Annotated in this window: 16 protein-coding genes and 2 pseudogenes; 10 read left to right on the forward strand and 8 right to left on the reverse strand. The window is 62.8% G+C overall.

The window, feature by feature from the left end; genetic code table 11:
- Positions 1-58 precede the first annotated feature (58 nt).
- The 8 genes and pseudogenes from M1D34_RS30050 to M1D34_RS30085 form a co-directional block, all read left to right on the forward strand.
- Positions 59-943 (forward strand): carbohydrate ABC transporter permease, encoded by an 885-nt coding sequence (locus M1D34_RS30050; protein WP_498784869.1) that lies wholly within the window; start codon positions 59-61, stop codon positions 941-943.
- The gene (locus M1D34_RS30055; RefSeq protein WP_498784871.1) at positions 943-1,794 is read left to right on the forward strand and encodes a carbohydrate ABC transporter permease; all 852 of its coding nucleotides are present in this window, start codon (positions 943-945) and stop codon (positions 1,792-1,794) included. Before M1D34_RS30050 ends, M1D34_RS30055 begins: the two co-directional genes overlap by 1 nt.
- Positions 1,795-1,850: 56 nt before the next feature.
- Positions 1,851-3,017, forward strand: a complete 1,167-nt coding sequence (locus M1D34_RS30060; RefSeq protein WP_498784873.1) for an ABC transporter ATP-binding protein — start codon at positions 1,851-1,853, stop codon at positions 3,015-3,017.
- Positions 3,014-5,047, forward strand: a complete 2,034-nt coding sequence (locus M1D34_RS30065; protein WP_498784875.1) for an aldo/keto reductase — start codon at positions 3,014-3,016, stop codon at positions 5,045-5,047. The genes M1D34_RS30060 and M1D34_RS30065 overlap by 4 nt, the downstream gene beginning before the upstream one ends.
- A 134-nt stretch (positions 5,048-5,181) precedes the next feature.
- A complete protein-coding gene (locus M1D34_RS30070; RefSeq protein WP_498786194.1) occupies positions 5,182-5,958 on the forward strand; it encodes an aminoglycoside adenylyltransferase family protein in 777 nt (258 codons plus the stop codon).
- A 108-nt stretch (positions 5,959-6,066) separates the two neighbouring features.
- Positions 6,067-6,516 (forward strand): annotated as a pseudogene (locus M1D34_RS30075) (glutathione S-transferase family protein); the annotation flags it as partial.
- A gap of 93 nt (positions 6,517-6,609) precedes the next feature.
- Positions 6,610-7,556, forward strand: a protein-coding gene (locus M1D34_RS30080) for an IS630-like element ISRm2011-2 family transposase (RefSeq protein ID WP_011970797.1) whose coding sequence is annotated in 2 segments (ribosomal slippage) — positions 6,610-6,949 and positions 6,949-7,556 — 948 coding nt in all. Because the reading frame shifts where the segments join, the coding sequence is not laid out codon by codon here.
- A 12-nt stretch (positions 7,557-7,568) separates the two neighbouring features.
- Positions 7,569-7,772: pseudogene (locus M1D34_RS30085) on the forward strand (glutathione S-transferase family protein); the annotation flags it as partial.
- A gap of 84 nt (positions 7,773-7,856) precedes the next feature.
- Here M1D34_RS30085 and M1D34_RS30090 read toward each other — a convergent pair.
- Together M1D34_RS30090 and M1D34_RS30095 are read right to left on the reverse strand one after the other, a co-directional pair.
- Positions 7,857-8,186 (reverse strand): type II toxin-antitoxin system RelE/ParE family toxin, encoded by a 330-nt coding sequence (locus tag M1D34_RS30090; RefSeq protein ID WP_498784877.1) that lies wholly within the window; start codon positions 8,184-8,186, stop codon positions 7,857-7,859.
- A complete protein-coding gene (locus tag M1D34_RS30095) occupies positions 8,183-8,422 on the reverse strand; it encodes a type II toxin-antitoxin system ParD family antitoxin (protein ID WP_498784879.1) in 240 nt (79 codons plus the stop codon). Before M1D34_RS30095 ends, M1D34_RS30090 begins: the two co-directional genes overlap by 4 nt.
- Positions 8,423-8,587: 165 nt before the next feature.
- Here M1D34_RS30095 and M1D34_RS30100 point away from each other — a divergent pair, with 165 nt between their 5' ends.
- Both M1D34_RS30100 and M1D34_RS30105 read left to right on the forward strand, forming a co-directional pair.
- Positions 8,588-10,657 (forward strand): ATP-dependent helicase, encoded by a 2,070-nt coding sequence (locus M1D34_RS30100; RefSeq protein WP_498784881.1) that lies wholly within the window; start codon positions 8,588-8,590, stop codon positions 10,655-10,657.
- 307 nt (positions 10,658-10,964) lie between these two features.
- Positions 10,965-11,405, forward strand: coding sequence for a potassium channel family protein (locus tag M1D34_RS30105; RefSeq protein WP_498784883.1), 441 nt, complete (start codon positions 10,965-10,967; stop codon positions 11,403-11,405).
- A gap of 221 nt (positions 11,406-11,626) precedes the next feature.
- Here M1D34_RS30105 and M1D34_RS30110 read toward each other — a convergent pair whose 3' ends face one another.
- From M1D34_RS30110 to kdpF, 6 genes are all read right to left on the reverse strand, one after another.
- Entirely contained in the window at positions 11,627-12,319 is a 693-nt protein-coding gene (locus M1D34_RS30110; RefSeq protein WP_498784885.1) for a response regulator, read from the reverse strand.
- Positions 12,316-15,012: a DUF4118 domain-containing protein gene (locus M1D34_RS30115; protein WP_498784887.1), complete on the reverse strand. Its 2,697-nt coding sequence runs from the start codon at positions 15,010-15,012 to the stop codon at positions 12,316-12,318. The genes M1D34_RS30110 and M1D34_RS30115 overlap by 4 nt, the downstream gene beginning before the upstream one ends.
- Before the next feature lie 18 nt (positions 15,013-15,030).
- Positions 15,031-15,600, reverse strand: coding sequence for a potassium-transporting ATPase subunit KdpC (gene kdpC, locus M1D34_RS30120; protein WP_498784889.1), 570 nt, complete (start codon positions 15,598-15,600; stop codon positions 15,031-15,033).
- A 2-nt stretch (positions 15,601-15,602) separates the two neighbouring features.
- On the reverse strand, positions 15,603-17,645 hold the full coding sequence (kdpB, locus tag M1D34_RS30125) for a potassium-transporting ATPase subunit KdpB (protein ID WP_498784890.1): 2,043 nt from the start codon (positions 17,643-17,645) through the stop codon (positions 15,603-15,605).
- 11 nt (positions 17,646-17,656) lie between these two features.
- On the reverse strand, positions 17,657-19,366 hold the full coding sequence (gene kdpA / locus M1D34_RS30130) for a potassium-transporting ATPase subunit KdpA (protein ID WP_498784892.1): 1,710 nt from the start codon (positions 19,364-19,366) through the stop codon (positions 17,657-17,659).
- 125 nt (positions 19,367-19,491) lie between these two features.
- Complete coding sequence (kdpF, locus tag M1D34_RS30135; protein ID WP_498786196.1) at positions 19,492-19,578, reverse strand: K(+)-transporting ATPase subunit F; 87 nt, start codon at positions 19,576-19,578, stop codon at positions 19,492-19,494.
- Positions 19,579-19,625: the final 47 nt, after the last annotated feature.

Genomic DNA, 19,625 nt, shown 5'->3' on the forward strand with positions numbered 1-19,625 from the left:
TCGGGCTGGGCTGCTGCGGTCCCGCCCCTTCCTTCCCCATGAACAGGGAATTCCATGCATGACGAGCCTTTGGCGCCGCCACCGCTGGTGGTTGACTCCGACACTCCTGATCCTGCCCGGCGCGATCCTCTTCGTCGTGGTTATCCTGGCATCCTCCGTCCAAAGCCTGTGGATCAGCTTGCACGACTGGGATGGCTTCGGTCCCATGATCTGGATCGGCCTGGGCAATTACCGCGAGTTGATAAACGATCCGCAATTCTACGTCTCGCTCAAGAACAACGTCATCTGGCTCGTCATGTTCATGCTCGCGCCGCCGATAGGGCTCGCGATCGCGCTGCTGGTCAACCAGAAGATCAAGGGCATGCGCGTCGTCAAATCGATGTTCTTCATACCGCTGGTGCTCGCCTCGGTCGCCGTCGGCGTGGTCTTTACCTGGGTTTACACTCCGGAGTTCGGACTACTGGCGCTCATTTTTCGAGCATTCGGGGCGAACGCTCCGGCGCTGCTGTCGGACGAACACTTCGTCACTTTTGCCATTGTCATCGCCGCCCTGTGGTCGCAGATCGCCTTTTGCATGGTTCTCTACCTCGCCGGACTCAACAATCTGAGCGAGGAGCTGATCGGTGCCGGCCGCGTCGACGGCGCGCGCGGGTGGAACATGTTGCGCCACATCGTGCTGCCGCAACTGACGCAAGTCACCTTCATCGCAATCGCCGTGACAGTGGTGGGTGCGCTGCGCTCCTTCGACATGATTTCGGTCATGACGCGGGGAGGCCCCTTCGGCTCGTCGTCCGTGCTGGCCTACCAGATGTTCGAACAGTCGATCTTTTCCTACCGCTTCGGCTATGGCGCGGCGATCGCCTCGGTGCTCTTCGTGATCATGGCCGTCTTCATCACCTGGTATCTCACGCGCATCATCCGCGCGGAAGAAAGGGGCGCCTGATGTACCCCCGTCCCGTCCCCGAAACTGCGCATGCGAGCCGCAGGCTCTACATGACGCTCGTCGGCGCGATCCTCATCATCTGGCTTGCGCCGCTCTTCGCCGTCATCCTTACCTCGTTCCGCTCGATGGCGGACGTGATGAGCGGCAATCTCTGGGGCTGGCCCACGGAAATCGCCGTCGTCGAGAACTACACGGCCGTCTTCACGCAGACGCCGATGGCGCGTTATTTCCTCAACAGCCTCGTCATCACCATTCCCTCGGTGATTGGCGTGCTGGTCCTTTCGACGCTGGCGGGCTTCGTACTCGCGCGTTACCGCTTCCCCGGCAACATGCTGATCTTCGCGCTTTTCGTCGGCGGCAATTTCCTGCCGCATCAGATCATGATGATCCCGGTGCGCGACCTCATGGTGAGGCTGAACCTCTATGACACAACCACGGCGCTTATCATCTTTCACGTCGCTTTCCAGACCGGTTTCGCGACGCTCTTCATGCGCAACTTCATCGCCGCGCTGCCTGACGAACTGTTCCAGGCCGCGCGTGCCGAGGGTGCGACACCCTTCCAGACCCTGATCCACGTTGTCGTGCCCCTCGTCCGGCCGGCATTGGCGGCGCTCGCCATCCTGCTCTTCACCTTCATCTGGAACGACTACTTCTGGGCGGTGGTCCTGACGGTCAGCGACAATGTCAAGCCGGTGACGGCAGGGCTTGCGAACCTGCGCGGCGAATGGGTCTCCGCCTGGAACCTGATCTCGGCCGGCACCATCATCGTCGCCGTGCCGCCGGTCGTCATGTTCTTCCTCATGCAGAAACACTTCATCGCAGGACTTACCATGGGAGCGGTGAAGGGATGACTGCAGCCTCTTCGCCAATCTTTGCCAAGCCCAGGAACCGTAACGAGCGTAACGCCATGAAAAGCCTTGAACTTCACCGGATCGAGAAGAGCTACGGCGCCTATCACGCCCTTCGCGGAATCGACCTTTCCGTCGAGGAGGGCGAGTTCATCGTCATGGTCGGGCCGTCCGGCTGCGGCAAGTCCACCCTCCTGAAGACGATCGCCGGGCTCGAGACGATCTCCTCGGGGCAGATCCTGATCAGCGGGCGCGATGTGACGAAGGAAGAACCGGGCGAGCGCGGCATCGCCATGGTCTTTCAGTCCTACGCCCTCTATCCCCACATGACGGTCGCCGAGAATATGGGCTTCGGGCTTCGCATGGCGAAGCGTCCGAAGGAGGAGATCGACGCCGCCGTCGCGCGCGCAGCGAAGATACTTCGGATCACGGACCAGCTCGACAAACGGCCGAAGCAGCTCTCCGGCGGCCAGCGCCAACGCGTCGCGATCGGACGCGCAATCACGCGCTCACCGGACGTCTTCCTGTTCGACGAACCGCTATCGAACCTCGACGCGGCGTTGCGAACGCAGATGCGCGTTGAGCTTTCGGGTCTGCATGCCGAACTCGGCGCCACCATGATCTATGTCACGCACGACCAGGTCGAGGCGATGACAATGGCGAGTCGCATCGTGGTGCTAAACCGCGGCGCGATCGAACAGGTCGGTTCGCCGCTCGAACTCTATCGCAACCCCGGAAACCTCTTCGTCGCCGGCTTTCTCGGCGCGCCGCGCATGAATTTCTTCGACGTGACTGTCGACAGTGTCTCCGGTGCGATGGCCGGGATCTCGGCACCCGGTCTTGCGCCCCTGACCGTGTCGCTCGCCGATGGTGCGGCCCTGAAGCGTGGCGACAGAGCTACGCTCGGCATCCGGCCGGAGAATATCCGCCTCTCCCCCGACGATACCACGCGGGCTGCGATCTCCGGCAAGGTACGCCTCGTCGAGCATCTCGGCCGCGAAACGATCCTCTATGTCGACGCCGGTGCCCTGCAATGCGTCAGTTCAGAGAGCGGCACGGGCAACATCACGGTGCAGATCGGCCAGGTGACGCCGATAGCCGCCGATAGCCCGGTCTCGCTCTCGATCGATCCGCACGACGCCTATCTCTTCGCCGGCGACGGCGAGCGGACCGTGACGATCCGCAAGGCCAGCCATTCAAACCAAACCAAAGTAGGCACGATATGAACGAACCGACCAGGATCCGCTGGGGCATTCTCGGCCCCGGCAACATCGCGAAGGATTTCTTCGCCGGCGCGCTGCAATCCGCCAACGGAAAGGTCGTCGCAATCGGCGCCCGCAATCCGACAAAGTCCGGCCTTGCGGACGATTTCCCGGGTGCGCGCATCGTCGACGGCTACCACGCACTGCTCGACGACCCGGAAATCGACGCGGTCTATATCGCGACGGTCCATCCGTTTCACGCGGAATGGGCGATTAAGGCCGCCGAAAAGGGCAAGCACGTGCTCTGCGAGAAGCCGATGGGTCTGTCGGCGGCGGAGGCGGACGCCATGTTCGAGGCGGCCCGCAAGGCGGGCACCTTCATGGCCGAAGCCTACATGTACCGGCTTCACCCGCTGACCGCCAGGATCGTCCAGCTCGTGAAAAACGGCATGGTCGGCGAGGTGCGCAAGATCCAGTCGAGCTTCGGTTTTGCCAAGCTGCCCTTCGATGAGGGGCATCGGCTCTTTTCCAATGAAATGGCGGGCGGCGGCATACTGGACGTGGGCGGCTACACCACCTCCATGGCGCGCCTCATCGCGGGCATCGGCACATCATCGGGCGTGATGGAGCCGACCGAGGTGACCGCCCTCGGCCATCTTGGTCGGACGGGCGTCGACGAGTGGACCTCTGCCCTCCTGTCCTTTCCGAACGGCATCATCGCCGAGCTTTCCTGCTCGGTCTCACTCGTGCAGGAAAACGTGCTGCGGATCCTCGGCACGAATGGCCGCATCGAGGTCGATCACTTCTGGTTCGCCGGCGGCAAGCAGGGGGGCACCAACATCATCCGCGTTATCCACGCCGACGGCCGCCAGGAGGAAGTCGCGGTCGTCGAGCCGCGCCATCTCTACAGCTTCGAGGTCGAGGCCGCCGGCGACGCGATCCGCGCAGGTCGCACGGAATTTGCCTATCCGGGCATGAGCCGGGCCGACACACTCGGGAATCTGCGTGTCATCGACAAGTGGCGTGCGGCGATCGGCCTGGAATACGAGAGCGAGAAACACACGATGCGGACCCGGACGGTGCGCGGCGACAAGCTTGCCCGCAAGACCAGTCTCGTGCGGAGCGGTCGCATCGCCGGCCTGCAAAAAGAGATATCGCTTGCTGCGCTCGGCCTCATGGAGTTTACGACCTTTTCATCCGCCGCCATGGTACTCGACGCCTTTTTCGAGGCGGGCGGCAATCTGGTCGATACCGCATTCCTCTACGGCAATGGCCTGCAGGACCGGCTCGTCGGCGAGTGGATGCGCAGCCGCGGCGTGCGCCAGGAAACGGTCGTCATCGCCAAAGGCGCGCACAGTCCGCTCTGCTATCCAGACGTGATCGGCAAGCAACTGACCACCAGTCTCGAGCGAATGGGCACGGATTATGTCGACATCTATTTCATGCACCGCGACAATCCGGACATCCCCGTCGGCGAATTCGTCGACGCCATGGACGCGGAGGTGAAGGCCGGCCGCATCCGCGGCCCGTTCGGCGGTTCGAACTGGACGCGAGAACGCTTCGAAGAGGCAATCGCCTATGCCGAGCGTACCGGCAAGACGAAACCGAGCGTGCTTTCCAACAATTTCTCGCTGGCCGAGATGGTCCAGCCGGTTTGGGCTGGCTGCATCTCTTCCTCAGACGACGCCTGGATGCGCTGGCTGGAGGAGAAAGGCGTCACAAATTTCGCTTGGTCGAGCCAGGCGCGCGGCTTCTTCACCGATCGTGCAGGCCGCGCCAAGCTGGACGATTCGGAACTTGCCCGCTCCTGGTATTCCGAAGGCAACTTCGCTCGGCGGGACCGGGCGATCGCACTTGGGCGCAGGCTCGGCAAAGACCCGATACAAATAGCGCTCGCCTATGTTCTGGCGCAGAAGGGCCGTGTCATCCCGCTAATCGGCCCGCGCTTGCTCGCCGAGCTCAACCACAGCCTCGACGCTTTCTCGGTCACGCTCTCCCCGGGTGACGTCCAGTGGCTGCGAGATGGCGACCCGGGCGAGTCGAGCGCGGCTTGAGCCGAAACGAATCTGCGTCGAATTCCGGCGCCGGTTGCGCGTGGGAGGTCTGCTTTGCGCCACAGGAGTCTTCATATCAGTTGAACAGCTTGGTACGCTTCCTTGCGGTATTCCAAGTAGATCGAACCCGAGCAATGAGAGCGGACAGACAGCAGATTGACCAGGCACTCGCAGCGACAGAAACCATCCGCGGCATCCTTCGGGACGCGCTTCTCGCCGTCTATTTGCATGGGTCGGCAGTTTCGGGTGGCTTGCGACCGCAGAGTGACGTAGACCTCCTCGCCATCATCGACCGCCCAATGGCCGACGAACAGCGTCGCGATCTTCTGGCGGCTTTGCTGCGGATTTCCGGTCGTCATCCCCGTGCGGTCGGAACTCCCCGCTGCGTCGAACTGATGGTGTTTCTGCGCGCAGATATCGCCGCACCGAATTTTCCTGTTCGGGCTGAATTCATCTATGGCGAATGGTTGCGGGAGGCCTTTGAATCCGAAGAACTCCCGGTCCCTGTGTCCGATCCGGAAAATACCCTGGTGCTGGCCCAGGCCCGACAAGAGGCCGTTCCACTGTTCGGCCCTGATGCAAAGGAGCTTCTTCCGCCGATTCCGCCGGAACAGATTCGCCGGGCAACACGCGATGCACTTCCCTCATTGGGCGACAGTCTACGGGGGGACGAGCGGAACGTGTTGCTGACTCTTGCGCGCATGTGGCGTACATCGGCCACCGGTGACTTCGTCACCAAGGATGCTGCAGCGACATGGGCAGCGAACCAGATGCCGGACCAGGAAGCTGATATGCTGATCTACGCGCGTGAGGCCTATCTGGGCAAGGTCAGGGACGACTGGGAAAATCGGCGGACTGCTTCCGAGCGGACGGCAGCATTTCTGCGCCAGCGGGTCTCGGAACTCCTATGACGCTTTGGGTCGGAAGCTGCCAAGAAGCTTCTTCCGCTTTATGGCAGCAGGGTGTCGGAATCTCGTCTAGCCGGTCGTCTTCAAGACGGACAAGCTATGGAGAGCAGCATGACTATTACCATTACCGCCTTTGAGCGGTCGCCGGATGGCGGCCAAGGTATGGCGCGTGACATGCGCGTTCGCTGGGCGCTCGAAGAAGTGGACCGGCCTTACGACGTTCGTCTTCTTTCGTTCAAGGCGATGAAGGAACCCGCGCATCTCGCGCTTCATCCATTCGGGCAGATTCCGACCTACGAAGAAGGCGATCTCGCTTTGTTCGAGTCGGGGGCAATCGTGTTCCATATCGCGGAGCGCCATGCGGGCTTGCTGCCGGACGATGCGAATGCCCGGGCGCGCGCGATCACATGGATGTTCGCCGCGCTCAATACGGTGGAGCCGCCGATCGTAGATCGCGAGGTCGCCGAGTATCTGGAAGGCGACGAGACCTGGTACGAGCAGCGCCTGCCCTTCATCGACGAACGCATCCGCAAGCGGCTGGGCGAACTTTCCGGCCGACTAGAGCGGGATGCATTTAGGCGGAATCGGAAAGGGGATTCCTTTTTCTGCGCAAATCAGATTCACCATTCAGGCCGGTGAAGGAGGCCGGCCTTTATGGCGAGACCTTTTTCGAATGATCTTCGGGAACGCGTTGTCGATGCGGTGACGGGCGAGGGCCTATCGTGCCGGGCAGCGGCCAAGCGCTTCGGCATCGGCATCAGCACCGCGATCGATTGGGTGCGGCGGTTTCGCGAGACGGGCAGCGCCGCACCCGGCCAGATGGGTGGGCACAAGCCCCGCAAGCTTTCCGGTCCGCACCGGGCTTGGCTGCTTTGCCGCTGCCGCGAGCGCGACTTCACGCTGCACGGACTTGTCGCCGAGTTGAGCGAGCGCGGCCTGAAGGTGGATTATCGCGCCGTCTGGACCTTCGTGCACGAAGAGGGGTTGAGTTATAAAAAAAGACGCTGGTCGCCAGCGAACGGGAGCGGCCCGACGTCGCCCGCCACCGGGCACGATGGCTGAAGCACTGCCCCGGAATTGATCCCGCCCGCCTCGTTTTCATCGATGAGACCTGGACGAAGACGAACATGGCGCCGCTGCGGGGCTGGGCGCCTCGCGGCGAACGACTGGTGGGCTACGCCCCCTTCGGCCATTGGAACACCATGACCTTTGTCGCCGCACTCAGGGCCGACCGCGTCAGCGCTCCCTTTATCCTCGATGGCCCGATCAATGGCGAACGCTTCCGCATCTATGTCCAGCAAGTTCTGGTGCCGGAACTCAAAGCCGGCGACATCGTCATCCTGGACAATCTCGGCTCCCATAAGGGTCAGGAGATCCGCGCCGCCATCCGTAAGGCCGGCGCCCGCCTGTTCTTTCTGCCGAAATATTCCCCCGATCTCAATCCGATCGAAAAGCTCTTCGCCAAAATCAAGCACTGGTTGCGTGAGGCACAGGCCAGATCACGCGATGCAATCCATGACGAACTGCGCCACATTCTCCAAGCCGTCACCCCACAGGAATGCGCAGCCTACTTCAAAGAGGCGGGATATGAACGGGCTTAAATACATACCGCTCTAGGCAAGGCCGACTGGCTCGACGGCGCGTTCAGCGCCGGTGACCTCCTGATGGTGACGGTGCTGCGCAGATTGGAAGGATCGGGCATAATTGAGGAATATCCGAACCTCTCCGCCTATGTGGCCCGCGGCAAAGCGCGGCCCGCATACAAGCGCGCTTTCGACGCCCAACTGGCGGTTTTCACCGCCGCACCGACCGGCTGACGAAGGTCCGCGCTTGCCGAGTGCCTTACGCGGCGTGCTTCCGGCCGTGCGCCTGGAGCTTGAACTGTGGCAATTTCCGAGCGGTCAGTGATTGTCCGGCTCCTGCATCGAGTGCGGGATGTCCCGCTTGGCATGAAGTACGCGCCACACGTCGACATAACCCGCCTCTACGCGATAGAAAACGAGATGGGGATATCGCTTCAGAGAGACACCACGCAGGTCAGGTAGCCCCAATTCGTATGCATACCGCAGCGATCCGGACTCCGGATGGCTTGCGATCAATTCGTAAGCCGCCTGAAGAGCGTCGATAAAGCCGAGAGCAACTTCGGTTCCAGCTTCGCGTGCATAATAGTCGATAGCCGCTTCGATATCATCGCGGGCCAATTCGCGGGGGATAATTTCCCTTTTGTTCACCTGCTCGGCAGACCACGCACACGGTCGCGCAGACTGGCGAAATAATCCGCGTCGGCCGGGTCGGTCCGTGCGGACGAGGCTCCCTCGAGCAGCAGCCCGCGCAATGCGAGGCGATCCTGATCTCGGCGTATCAATTCCCGGATATACTCGCTGCTCGTCCCATAGCCTCGTCCGGCGACTTGCTCGTCGACGAAGCTCTTCAACTGGTCCGGGAGGGAAATGTTCATCGTGCCCATGCGAATGACCATAGCGGCATTGGCAAAAATTGACAAGGCTGACGGGTTCACCGCGCCAAACGCGCATGCGAACGTCCCACTTTCCAAAGGCCGATCGGCCTTGTATGTTCCCCCTCCGTTCTTAAGGCCGCGGCCAGACATCAAAGAGCTATCGAGGGAAAGTAAATGGCGACGGCGGCCCACCTAGAGAAACTGAACGAGAGACAGCGCTGCGCAGTCGAATATGGCGTCGGAACAGGAGAAGGCGCCCAGGCAGGCCCGCTTTTGATCATCGCGGGCGCGGGCTCCGGGAAGACCAACACCTTGGCTCATCGCGTTGCTCACCTGATCGTCAACGGGGCCGATCCGCGCCGCATTCTCCTGATGACCTTCTCGCGCAGGGCCGCGGCCGAGATGTCGCGCCGCGTCGAGCGCATCTGCGCCCAGGTGCTCGGTCCCAGTTCCGGAACGATGACCGACGCTCTTTCATGGGCGGGCACATTTCACGGTATCGGGGCACGGCTGCTGAGAATCTATGCCGAACAGATCGGGCTGAATGCGGAGTTCACCATTCACGACCGCGAGGACAGCGCCGACCTGATCAACCTCATGCGCCACGAGCTCGGCTTCTCGAAGATGGAAAGCCGGTTTCCGACCAAGGGCACCTGTCTGGCGATCTATTCGCGGGCAGTGAACGCGGAGTTGCCGCTGAGCGAAGTGCTCCGCACCTGGTACCCGTGGGTATCCGGCTGGGAACAGCAGTTGAAGGAGCTGTTTGCCGGCTACGTCGAGGCCAAGCAGGCGCAGAACGTCCTCGACTACGACGACCTGCTCCTCTATTGGGCGCAGATGGTCAGCGATCCCTCCCTGGCCGACGATATCGGCAACCGGTTCGACTATGTCCTCGTGGACGAATACCAGGATACCAACAAGCTCCAGTCTTCGGTGCTGCTGGCCCTGAAGCCCGGCGGACGCGGCCTGACGGTCGTCGGCGACGACGCGCAGTCGATCTACTCGTTCCGGGCGGCGACGGTCCGCAACATTCTCGACTTTCCGAAGCAATTCTCGCCGGCGGCCGAGATCGTCACGCTTGACCGCAACTATCGTTCGACCCAGCCGATCCTCGCGGCCGCCAACGGGGTTATCGATCTGGCGCGGGAACGCTTCACCAAGAACCTCTGGACGGACCGCGAGTCGGCTGAACGTCCTAAGCTGCTGACGGTGAAGGACGAGGCCGATCAGGCGAACTGCATCGTGGAGCAGGTGCTTGCCAATCGCGAATCCGGGATGCTTCTTAAACAGCAGGCCGTCCTCTTCCGCACCTCGAGCCACAGCGGCCCCCTCGAGGTGGAACTGACCCGCCGCAACATTCCCTTCGTAAAGTTTGGAGGTCTCAAGTTCCTCGACAGCGCTCACGTGAAGGACATGCTTGCCGTGCTGCGCTTTGCACAGAACCCACGTGACCGCGTCGCGGGCTTCCGGCTCCTGCAGATGCTGCCGGGCATCGGCCCGCAGACCGCGGGCAAGATCCTGGACACGATTGCGGCCGATCCCGAGCCGTTGATGGCGCTTGGCGAAGTCCCAGCTCCGCCGAGGAGCGGCGCGGACTGGCTGTCCCTCGTCGAGCTGCTGCAGGCCCTGCGCAAACCCGGTTCCGCATGGCCGACGGAAATCGAGATGGCGCGGATGTGGTATGAACCGCATCTCGAGCGAATACACGAGGATGCCGAAACGCGCCGGGCCGACCTCGTGCAACTCGAGCAGATCGCCGCCGGCTATCCGAACCGCGAGCGCTTCCTCACCGAGCTGACGCTCGATCCGCCGGACGCGACGAGCGACCAGGCTGGCGTGCCTTTACTCGACGAAGACTATCTTATCCTGTCGACCATCCATTCGGCCAAGGGGCAGGAATGGCGCTCCGTCTTCATGCTCAACGTCGTCGACGGTTGCATTCCGTCAGACCTGGCTACAGGCACCAGCCACGAACTGGAGGAGGAGCGGCGGCTTCTCTATGTCGGTATGACACGCGCCAAGGATCAGCTGACGCTCATGGTGCCGCAACGCTTCTTCACCGGCGGTCAGCACGTGCAGGGTGACCGCCATGTCTACGCAAGCCGCACACGCTTTATCCCCGCGACATTGCTTCAGTTCTTTGAGAGTGCAACCTGGCCCGTTGCCAGCCCCAATGGCTCCGAGCGTAGCGCAAAGCAGATCCGCATCGATGTCGCAGCCCGGATGCGCACCATGTGGCGGTAGCGTTCAGCAGTGCGTGGTGGTCAATCACTGGCTGTCCTGTGGCGGCGCTTCGAAGGGAGTGCTTATTAGAGATAAAGGGAAATGCTCGGCGGACGGGCCGAATTCCCGAGATACATTATGCTGTACTCCCGCTATCGCCCACACCGTCAGCCTCGGCAACGGCACCATTTGGACGGGCCCGACAGACCGAAACTCCCAATCCGCACGATGTCCTGCTATGGTGGTTGTACCAGCGTCGTCGAGTCGAGTTGGTGCGTTTGAGGTAAGCGCCGATCATACTGCGGCAAGCACAGGGCGAGGTTGATAGGTGCCAGGGATTGTGTTGGTCTGTCTGCTTTCCGCCGCACTCATCATCGTGACAAGCGCCACTCATTTTGAAATCATGACCGGCGTAGCGGCCCTGCGTCGACGCAAGGTGCTTTCAAAACGAGCTGAAATGGTCGTTTTTCTCGGGTCAGCCTTTATGGCTCACCTCTTCGGCGTCGGCCTTTACGCTTTGGCCTTTGCCTGGATGCATTACCATCCCGAATTCGGTTCACTCGAAGGACTGGCAGGCTCAAACGCCACAGACTTCTTCTATTTCTCGCTGACCTGCTACAGTACAATGGGGTTCGGCGATGTCTACGCGACAGGCGACATGCGAATTCTCGCCGGTCTGGAAGGGTTGAACGGGCTCGTTCTGATTGCCTGGTCGGCGTCGTTTACTTTCATTGCTGTAGAGCGCATCTGGCGCGACGACCTGAAGTAACAGCCCAGGGCCCAACGAATAAGGGGCTGAACCTGGGGACCCGGCGTCAAGTCGATCTGTTGAAGTGCGACTAGAACCAATTCCACTTTCTCCGCGGGGAAATGCCCACCCTATGTTTTGCCGCAACTCGAAAAACCGCTGCTCATCTTATCTGGAATTGCTCTAGGCCGCAGAGAATTCACCGCGTTGCCGGGTATTGGCGATGTGGTCGGCTGCACTCCTCAATCCTCGTCGCCAACGAAGCGGTAACCGACGCCGGGTTCGGTGCGGACGATCTTCGGATTGCCGGGATCGCGTTCGATCTTGCCACGCAGTTGACCGATGAAGACTCTCAGATAATGCAGGTCCTCCCCATGGGCGGCGCCCCAGACGGAGGTGAGCAGCGCCCTGTGGGTGACCACGCGGCCGGCGTGATGTGCGAGCATGACGAGGAGGTCGTATTCCTTCGGCGTCAGCCGGAGCGCCGCGCCGTCGCGCGTCACGACGCGTTTGACCATGTCGATCGAAAGGCCGTCCGCCGAAAGCTGCGCCTGGCCCCCTGCCATCTGGATGCGATGGCGCAGCGCCGCACGGATCCGCGCCGTCAGCTCGCCGATCCCGAAGGGCTTCTCGATGTAGTCGTCGGCGCCGAGATCGAGGGCAGCGATCTTCTCGCTTTCACGGTCGCGCGCCGAAAGGATGATGATCGGGACTTGCGACCAGGCGCGGATATTGGCCACGACATCCTTGCCGTCCATGTCGGGAAGGCCGAGATCGAGGATCACGACGTCCGGCGCCACCGTGGCAGCCGCCTTCAGCGCCTGCGCGCCGTTTGCCGCCTCTATCACCTCGTAGCCGGCGGCTGCGAGCGCGGGGCGCAGGAAACGCTGGATCTGCGGCTCGTCGTCCACGACGAGGATGCGCTCGGTCGTCATCCGCGCTCCTTCTCCACGATACCTGTTTCTGCCGCCGGGAACCGCATGGAAATGCGCGTGCCGCGGCGCTTCATCGCCGGGCTCTCCGCCTTTATCCGCCCGTCCATCGCCTCGACGAAGCCCTTGCTGATGGAAAGGCCGAGCCCGGTGCCGAGCGAACGGCCGTCCGGCTTTCCCTTGCGGAAGAATTTGTCGAACACATGGTCGAGGTCGGCCGGGGCGATGCCTTTACCGAGGTCGGTCACCGAGAGCACGATCTCATCTTCTTCCCGCCGCCCATAGACGCTGACCGGCTCGTCACCGCCAAACCTGTTGGCGTTGTCGAGCAGGTTGAAGATCACTTGACCAAGCAACACGCTATCGCCGCGGATCAACGGCAAGTCCGGAGCGATGCTCGTTTCGAAGACACGGCCGGGGAAGTACTTCCGCGCACGCTCCACAGCCGAATGGACCACATCGGCGACATCGACCCAATCGCGCTTGGCGTTTACCGTTCCGGCTTCGATGCGGGTCATGTCGAGCAGGTTGGCAACGAAGCGCGTGAGTCTGCCGCTCTCCTCCTCGATCGATTTGAGGAGATCGTCCCGGCTCTCCTCCGGCATCCGCTCGCCGAGTTGCCGCAGACTTGTCACAGCTCCGGTGATCGTCGCAAGCGGCGTTCTGAGGTCGTGGGATATGGACGAAAGCAGCGCCGCGAGGAACTTCTCGCCCTCGAGCTGCGCAGCCTGGTCGAGGATCTCGCGCGAGAGACGCGCTCTGTCGACGGCGATCGCGGTCTGGTCGAGGATCGCGGCAAGCGCTCGCTCCTCGTTTATTTCCAACGGTTTGTCTTCCTGCAGGAAACCGAAGACGCCGACGACTCCGTGCGGACTCATGAGCGGCCTGAACTGGAAAGGGCTGTTCGGTAGCGTGCCGGTGCCGTTGCCGGCAGCCTCCTTCTTCTCGAAAGCCCAGCGCGCCGCCATCGTGTCGGTTAGGCCGAGCTCCGTATCCGGCGGCCAGGCCGCCATCAAGCGGACATCTCCGTCTTCCGGCAACAGCAGCGCCGCGTTGCGCCGAAGGGTCGCCTGGATTTGCGTGACGGCCGCCCACAGCACGTCCTCGGCATTTGCCGTACCCGACAGCTTGCGGGAGAAATCGTAAAGCGCCTGCGTCGCCCCGGCCCGCCGCCTCGCTGTCTTCGCCTGCTCGCGAACGCGGGAGGCGAGCCCCCCGGCAAGCATCGCCGCCGCGAGGAACACGAAGAGGGCAAAGACTTCGTGCGGTTCGGCAACAGTAAAAGTGCCGACCGGTTCGATGAAGCAGAAATTATAGGCAAGAACGGAAATGAGCGCGGCCGCAATCGCAGCGACATAGCCCGCGTAAGTCGCCGAGACGAGCACAGCCAGAAGAAAGAGAAGCGAGATATTCTGCAGGACGACGAATTGCTCGATCAGCAGGCCAAGTGCTGTCGCGGCTGCAGCCGTACCGGCTGCGATGGCAACCCCCCGCCCCCACCCTTCCGGAAGCGTGCTTCTGCGTCTGGCCGCCGGTTTTACCACGGGTGCGCTCCCGTCAGTGACGAGGTGGATGGCGATACCGGCCGCCCGCGCGGCGAGTGCGTCCGGCAAGGAGCGGCGGAAGAGGCGCAGCGGGAAACGGTGGCGGCGCGTGCCGATCACGATTTGCGTCGCATGTTCCCGCCTTGCGAGCTTCAGAATTTCTTCCACGAAGTCGTTGCCGATGATACGGCGCGTCTCGGCGCCCAGTTGCTCGGCGAGCCGGAAAGTCTCGTCGAGCTGTCGCATCGCCCCGCTGCTCTCCGCCTCCCCGTCCGCACGCTCGACGGAAACGACGAGCCAATCGGCATTCAGGCCCGAAGCGAGCCGGCTTGCCGTCCTCACCACCTTTTCGGATAGAGGGTCGGGACCGATGCAGACGAGAAGCCGTTCGGCGGCCCCCCAGGGACCCTCGATCGCGTTCTGCCTGAGATAGTCGACCATCTGGTCGTCGACCCGGTCGGCCGTCCGGCGAAGCGCGAGTTCGCGCAGCGCTGTAAGATTGCCCAGGCGGAAGAAGCGATCGGCGGCGCGCTTGGCGCTGTCGGGCAGATAGACCTTGCCCTCCTTCAACCGCTCGATCAGTTCGGCCGGTGGCAGGTCCACCAGCAGGACATCGTCAGCGCGATTGAGAACCGTGTCGGGGACCCGCTCGCGCACCGGCACGCCGGCAATCTGCGCAACCACGTCCGAGAGGCTTTCCAGGTGCTGGATGTTGAGTGCCGTCCACACGTCTATGCCGGCATCGACCAGTTCCTCTATATCCTGGTAGCGCTTGGGGTGGCGGCATTCGCCGAAGTTGGTATGGGCGAGCTCGTCGACCAGGATGACGCGCGGGCGGCGCGCCAACGCCGCGTCCAGATCGAATGCGTGGAGCGTCCGTCCGTTGTGGAGCACCTGACGGCGCGGCAGGACTTCCAGCCCCTCGAGCAGGGCCGCGGTCTCGCCGCGTCCATGCGTTTCGACGAGCCCGATGACGATATCGCCGCCTTCTTCCTTGAGGCGCCGCGCACGCGTCAGCATCGCATAGGTCTTGCCGACACCGGGTGCGGCACCAAGAAAGACGGTGAGTTTGCCTCTCCTGCCCCGTTCGGCGAGCGCCAGCAGGGCGTCCGGGTCAGGGCGGCTCGTCAGGTCGCGATCATTGTCGGGCATGCAACGTCTCGAACTCGGTCAGGTCCTCGGCGCGTCCAAGGCAAGGTTCAGTTCTAGCACATTGACGCGCGGCTCGCCTACGACCCCGAACAGACGGCCTTGCGTTGCCCTGTCGACGAGCGCGCCCACATCGGCTTCCGGAAGCCCGCGCGCTTTCGCAACCCGGGCGATCTGGACCCTGGCGTATTCGGGCGAGATATGCGGGTCGAGACCCGATGCGGAAGCCATGCCGGCATCGGCGGGGAGCGCACCCCGCATGCCTGCGGCGCGAAGCCTCTCGATATCGGCCCTGACACGCTCCTCCAGCTTGCCGGAAGTCGTCCCGAGATTGGAACCGCTCGAAGCGCCGGCATTGTAGGGCTCGGGGCCGGTCGCCGAAGGACGCGGCCAGAAATATTTCTCCGAGGCGAAATTCTGGCCGATGAGGTGCGATCCGACGAGGACGCTGCCTTTGCGGACGAGGCTGCCATTCGCCTCTACCGGCATCAGCGCCTGCGCCACGCCGGTAATCAGCAGCGGGTAGCCGAGCCCGGTAATGAGGGTAAGTGCGAAGGTCAGGACGAGTGCGGGACGGAGTTGGTTGAGCATGATCACACCAGGTTGAGGTTCGAGACGGCAAGGTCGATCAGCTTGATCCCTGCGAAGGGCAGGACCAGGCCGCCGAGGCCGTAGACGAGGAGATTGCCGCGAAGCAGGGCTGCCGCGCCGACGGGACGGTACCTGACGCCCTTCAATGCCAGCGGAATGAGCGCCACGATGATCAGCGCGTTGAAGATGACGGCCGACAGGATAGCCGACTGCGGTGACGCCAGGCCCATTACGTTGAGCACGCCGAGCGCCGGATAGGTGGTGACGAAGAGCGCCGGGATGATGGCGAAGTATTTCGCCACGTCATTGGCGATCGAGAACGTCGTGAGGGAACCGCGCGTCATCAGCAGTTGCTTGCCGATCTCGACGATCTCGATCAGCTTGGTCGGGCTCGAGTCGAGGTCCACCATATTGGCCGCCTCGCGGGCGGCTTGCGTGCCGGTCTGCATGGCGACGCCCACATCCGCCTGGGCGAGCGCCGGCGCATCATTGGTGCCGTCCCCGCACATGGCGATCAGCCGGCCGCCCTTCTGTTCCCTGCGGATATAGGCGAGCTTGTCTTCCGGCGTCGCTTCGGCGAGGAAATCGTCGACGCCGGCCTCTGAGGCGATTGCCGCGGCGGTGATCGGATTGTCACCGGTCACCATTACCGTGCGGATCCCCATGGTGCGCAATTCGGAGAAGCGCTCCTTGATCCCGGGCTTGACGATGTCCTTCAGGTGGATCACGCCGAGCAGCCGGCTGCCGTCGGCGACGCCGAGCGGCGTGCCGCCGGTTCGGGCGACCCGGTCGACCGCCTGCCGGAATTCCTGCGGGATCTCGCTGTCGGACAGGCCGGCAAACCTCAAAATCGAGTCGACCGCGCCCTTGCGCAGCCGGCGGCCGCCATGGTCGACGCCGGACAACCGGGTTTCCGCGGCAAAGGGCACGACCGCATCTATCCCGGCCTCGGACGCCCAGCGCCCGAACTCGCCGGTGGCGAGCGCCACGATGGAGCGGCCCTCCGGCGTCTCGTCGGCAAGGCTTGCGAGGAGCGCCACATCGGCGAGCTCCTCCACCGTTACGCCCGGCACGGGCAGGAACTCGCTTGCCATTCGGTTGCCGAAGGTGATCGTCCCGGTCTTGTCGAGGAGCAGCGTGTCAACGTCCCCCGCAGCCTCGACGGCGCGGCCGGAGGTGGCGATCACGTTGAAGCGAACCAGCCGGTCCATGCCGGCGATGCCGATCGCCGAAAGCAATCCGCCGATGGTCGTCGGGATCAGCGTGATAAGGAGGGCGGAAAGCACGGTCACCGAAAGCACGGTCGCCGAATAGGCGGCAAGGCCCCAGAGCGTCACCACGGCGATCAGGAAGATCAGCGTCAATCCGGAAAGCAGGATCGACAGCGCAATCTCGTTCGGCGTCTTCTGCCGTTGCGCCCCTTCGATCAGAGCAATCATGCGATCGACGAAGGTCGAACCCGGGGCGGTCGTGATGCGGACTTTGATCCAGTCCGAAAGCACCTCGGTACCGCCGGTGACGGCGGAGCGATCGCCGCCCGCCTCGCGGATCACCGGGGCCGATTCGCCCGTTATCGCGCTCTCGTTGACCGAGGCGACCCCTTCGACGACCTCGCCGTCGCCCGGGATCAATTCGCCGGCCGCTATGAGGACGAGATCCCCCACCTTCAGCATGGTCGCGGGGATTTCCTTGGTCTCCCGACCCTCGGGGGCGACAAGCTTGCGGGCGCTGAGCTCCGATTTGGTACGGCGGAGGAAGTCAGCCTGCGCCTTGCCGCGCCCCTCGGCAACGGCTTCGGCGAAGGTGGCGAAGAGAACGGTAAACCATAGCCAGGCGGCAATCTGGCCCGAGAAGAGCGGACTGCCGCCGCCGGTTGCGACATCGAGAACGAAGAAGAAGGTCACCACCGCCGCCACGGCTTCGGTGACGAAGATCACCGGATTGCGGACGAGCTGGCGCGGATCAAGTTTGACGAAAGCGGCCTTCGCTGCCGGGAGGAGTATCTTCGGGTCGAAAAGGTTCGGGGTCATGGGTTTGCTTGACATGCCTGGTTCCTTCAGAAGGTCTGCCCGGAGAGCATGGCGAAATGCTCGACGATCGGACCGAGCGCGAGCGCCGGCAAGAACTGCAGCCCGCCGAGAATGAGGATGATGCCGATCAGGAGACCGACGAAGAGCGGCGTATCGGTCGGGAGCGTACCCTTTGATGCCGAGGCGCGGGTCTTGGCGGCGATCGAGCCGGCAATGGCAAGCACCGGAACGGCATAGGCGAAGCGGCCGAGCAGCATCGCAAATCCAAGCGTCGTATTGTACCAGAGTGTGTTGCCCGAAAGCCCGCCGAATGCCGAGCCGTTGTTGCCGGTGGCCGACGTATAGGCATAGAGGATTTCCGAGAGCCCGTGCGGTCCGGCGGTACCGACGCTGGCGACGGCCGAGGGCGTGACGGCCGAAATCGCCGTGAAGCCGAGAATTGCAGCCGGCAGAATGAGCACGGCAAGCATCGCGTATTTCATCTCGCGCGCTTCGATCTTCTTGCCGAGCAGTTCCGGAGTGCGGCCGACCATAAGACCAGCGACGAAAACCGCAAGGATCGCGAAGACGATCATGCCGTAGAGGCCTGAGCCGACGCCGCCGGGCAGGACCTCGCCGAGCTGCATGAGGAACATCGGAACGAGACCGCCAAGGCCGGTGAACGAGCCGTGCATGCCGTTGACACCGCCATCCGAAAGGCCGGTCGTAACCGTCGCGTAAAGCGCAGTCATCGCCTGGCCGAAGCGAACTTCCTTGCCTTCCATATTGCCTAAAGCCGGGTCGAGGCCGAGCTGCGACAGGATCGGATTTCCCTGCGCTTCGGCCCAATAGACGATGCCGACACCGATGATCAGAAATGCATAGGTGACGGCGATAAAGGCCCAGCCCTGCCGACGATTGCCGACGAGTTGCCCGAATGTGTAGAGCAGCGCCGCCGAAACCGACAGCATCGCGAAGATATTGAGATAATTGGAAAGCGCAGTCGGATTTTCGAACGGATGTGCGGCATTGGCGTTGAAGAAGCCGCCCCCGTTGGTGCCGAGCTGCTTGATCGCTTCCTGGCTGGCAACCGGGCCCAGAGCGATGGTCTGCTTCACCCCCTCGAGGGTCGTGGCCTCCACCGAGGCGCGGAACGTCTGCGGCAGGCCCATCGCCACGAAGGCGACCGCCACCAGCACGGCGAGCGGCAAGAGGATGTACAGTGTCGAACGGGTGAGATCGACCCAGAAGTTACCGATCGTCGGTACGGCTGAGCGGGCGAAGGAGCGGGTAACGGCAAGCGCAATCGAAATGCCGGTGGCGGCCGAGACGAAGTTCTGCACGGTCAGCCCCATCATCTGGCTGAAGTGACTGAGCGTCGTCTCTCCGCCGTAATTCTGCCAGTTGGTGTTGGTGACGAAACTGACCGCGGTGTTGAAGGCGAGGTCCGGTGGCACGTTGCCGAAGCCCTGCGGGTTCAAGGGCATCCATGCCTGAAGCCTTAGAATCGCATAGAGCAGCGCAAAGCCCGCCATGCTGAAAGCGAGCATGGAGAGCGTATAGGCGAGCCAGCCCTGCTCGCGCGTCGGATCGATGCCGGCGGCACCATAAAGCCCACGCTCCACCGGGCCGAGAATTGGCGAAAGGACATTGCGTTCGCCGGAAAGAACCTCAGCCATGTAAAGCCCCAGCGGCTTGACGACGACGAGGACGGCGAGAAAAAGGAGGCTGACCTGCAGCCATCCGATGACAGACATGAGAAGTCTCCGTGAGTGAAGGAGCGCTCGAACAACTCCAGGAAAAGTGCGCAGCGCTTTTCCGTCCTGAGTTGCGGTAGAACTAATGGTTGCGTGGCCGGAATTCGCAGAAAAGAGGAAATGCTCTAGAAACGGTCCGGCCGGACAAGCGTCACGATCAGATAGGCTGCGAGCGCGACGGCGACCACGAGCCCGATCAAAGCCTCGACCATCGGATCCTCCTAAAGTCGGCTCAGGGCGCGCGCATAAAGCGCTAGCG

The organism is Ensifer sp. D2-11 (assembly GCF_054161295.1).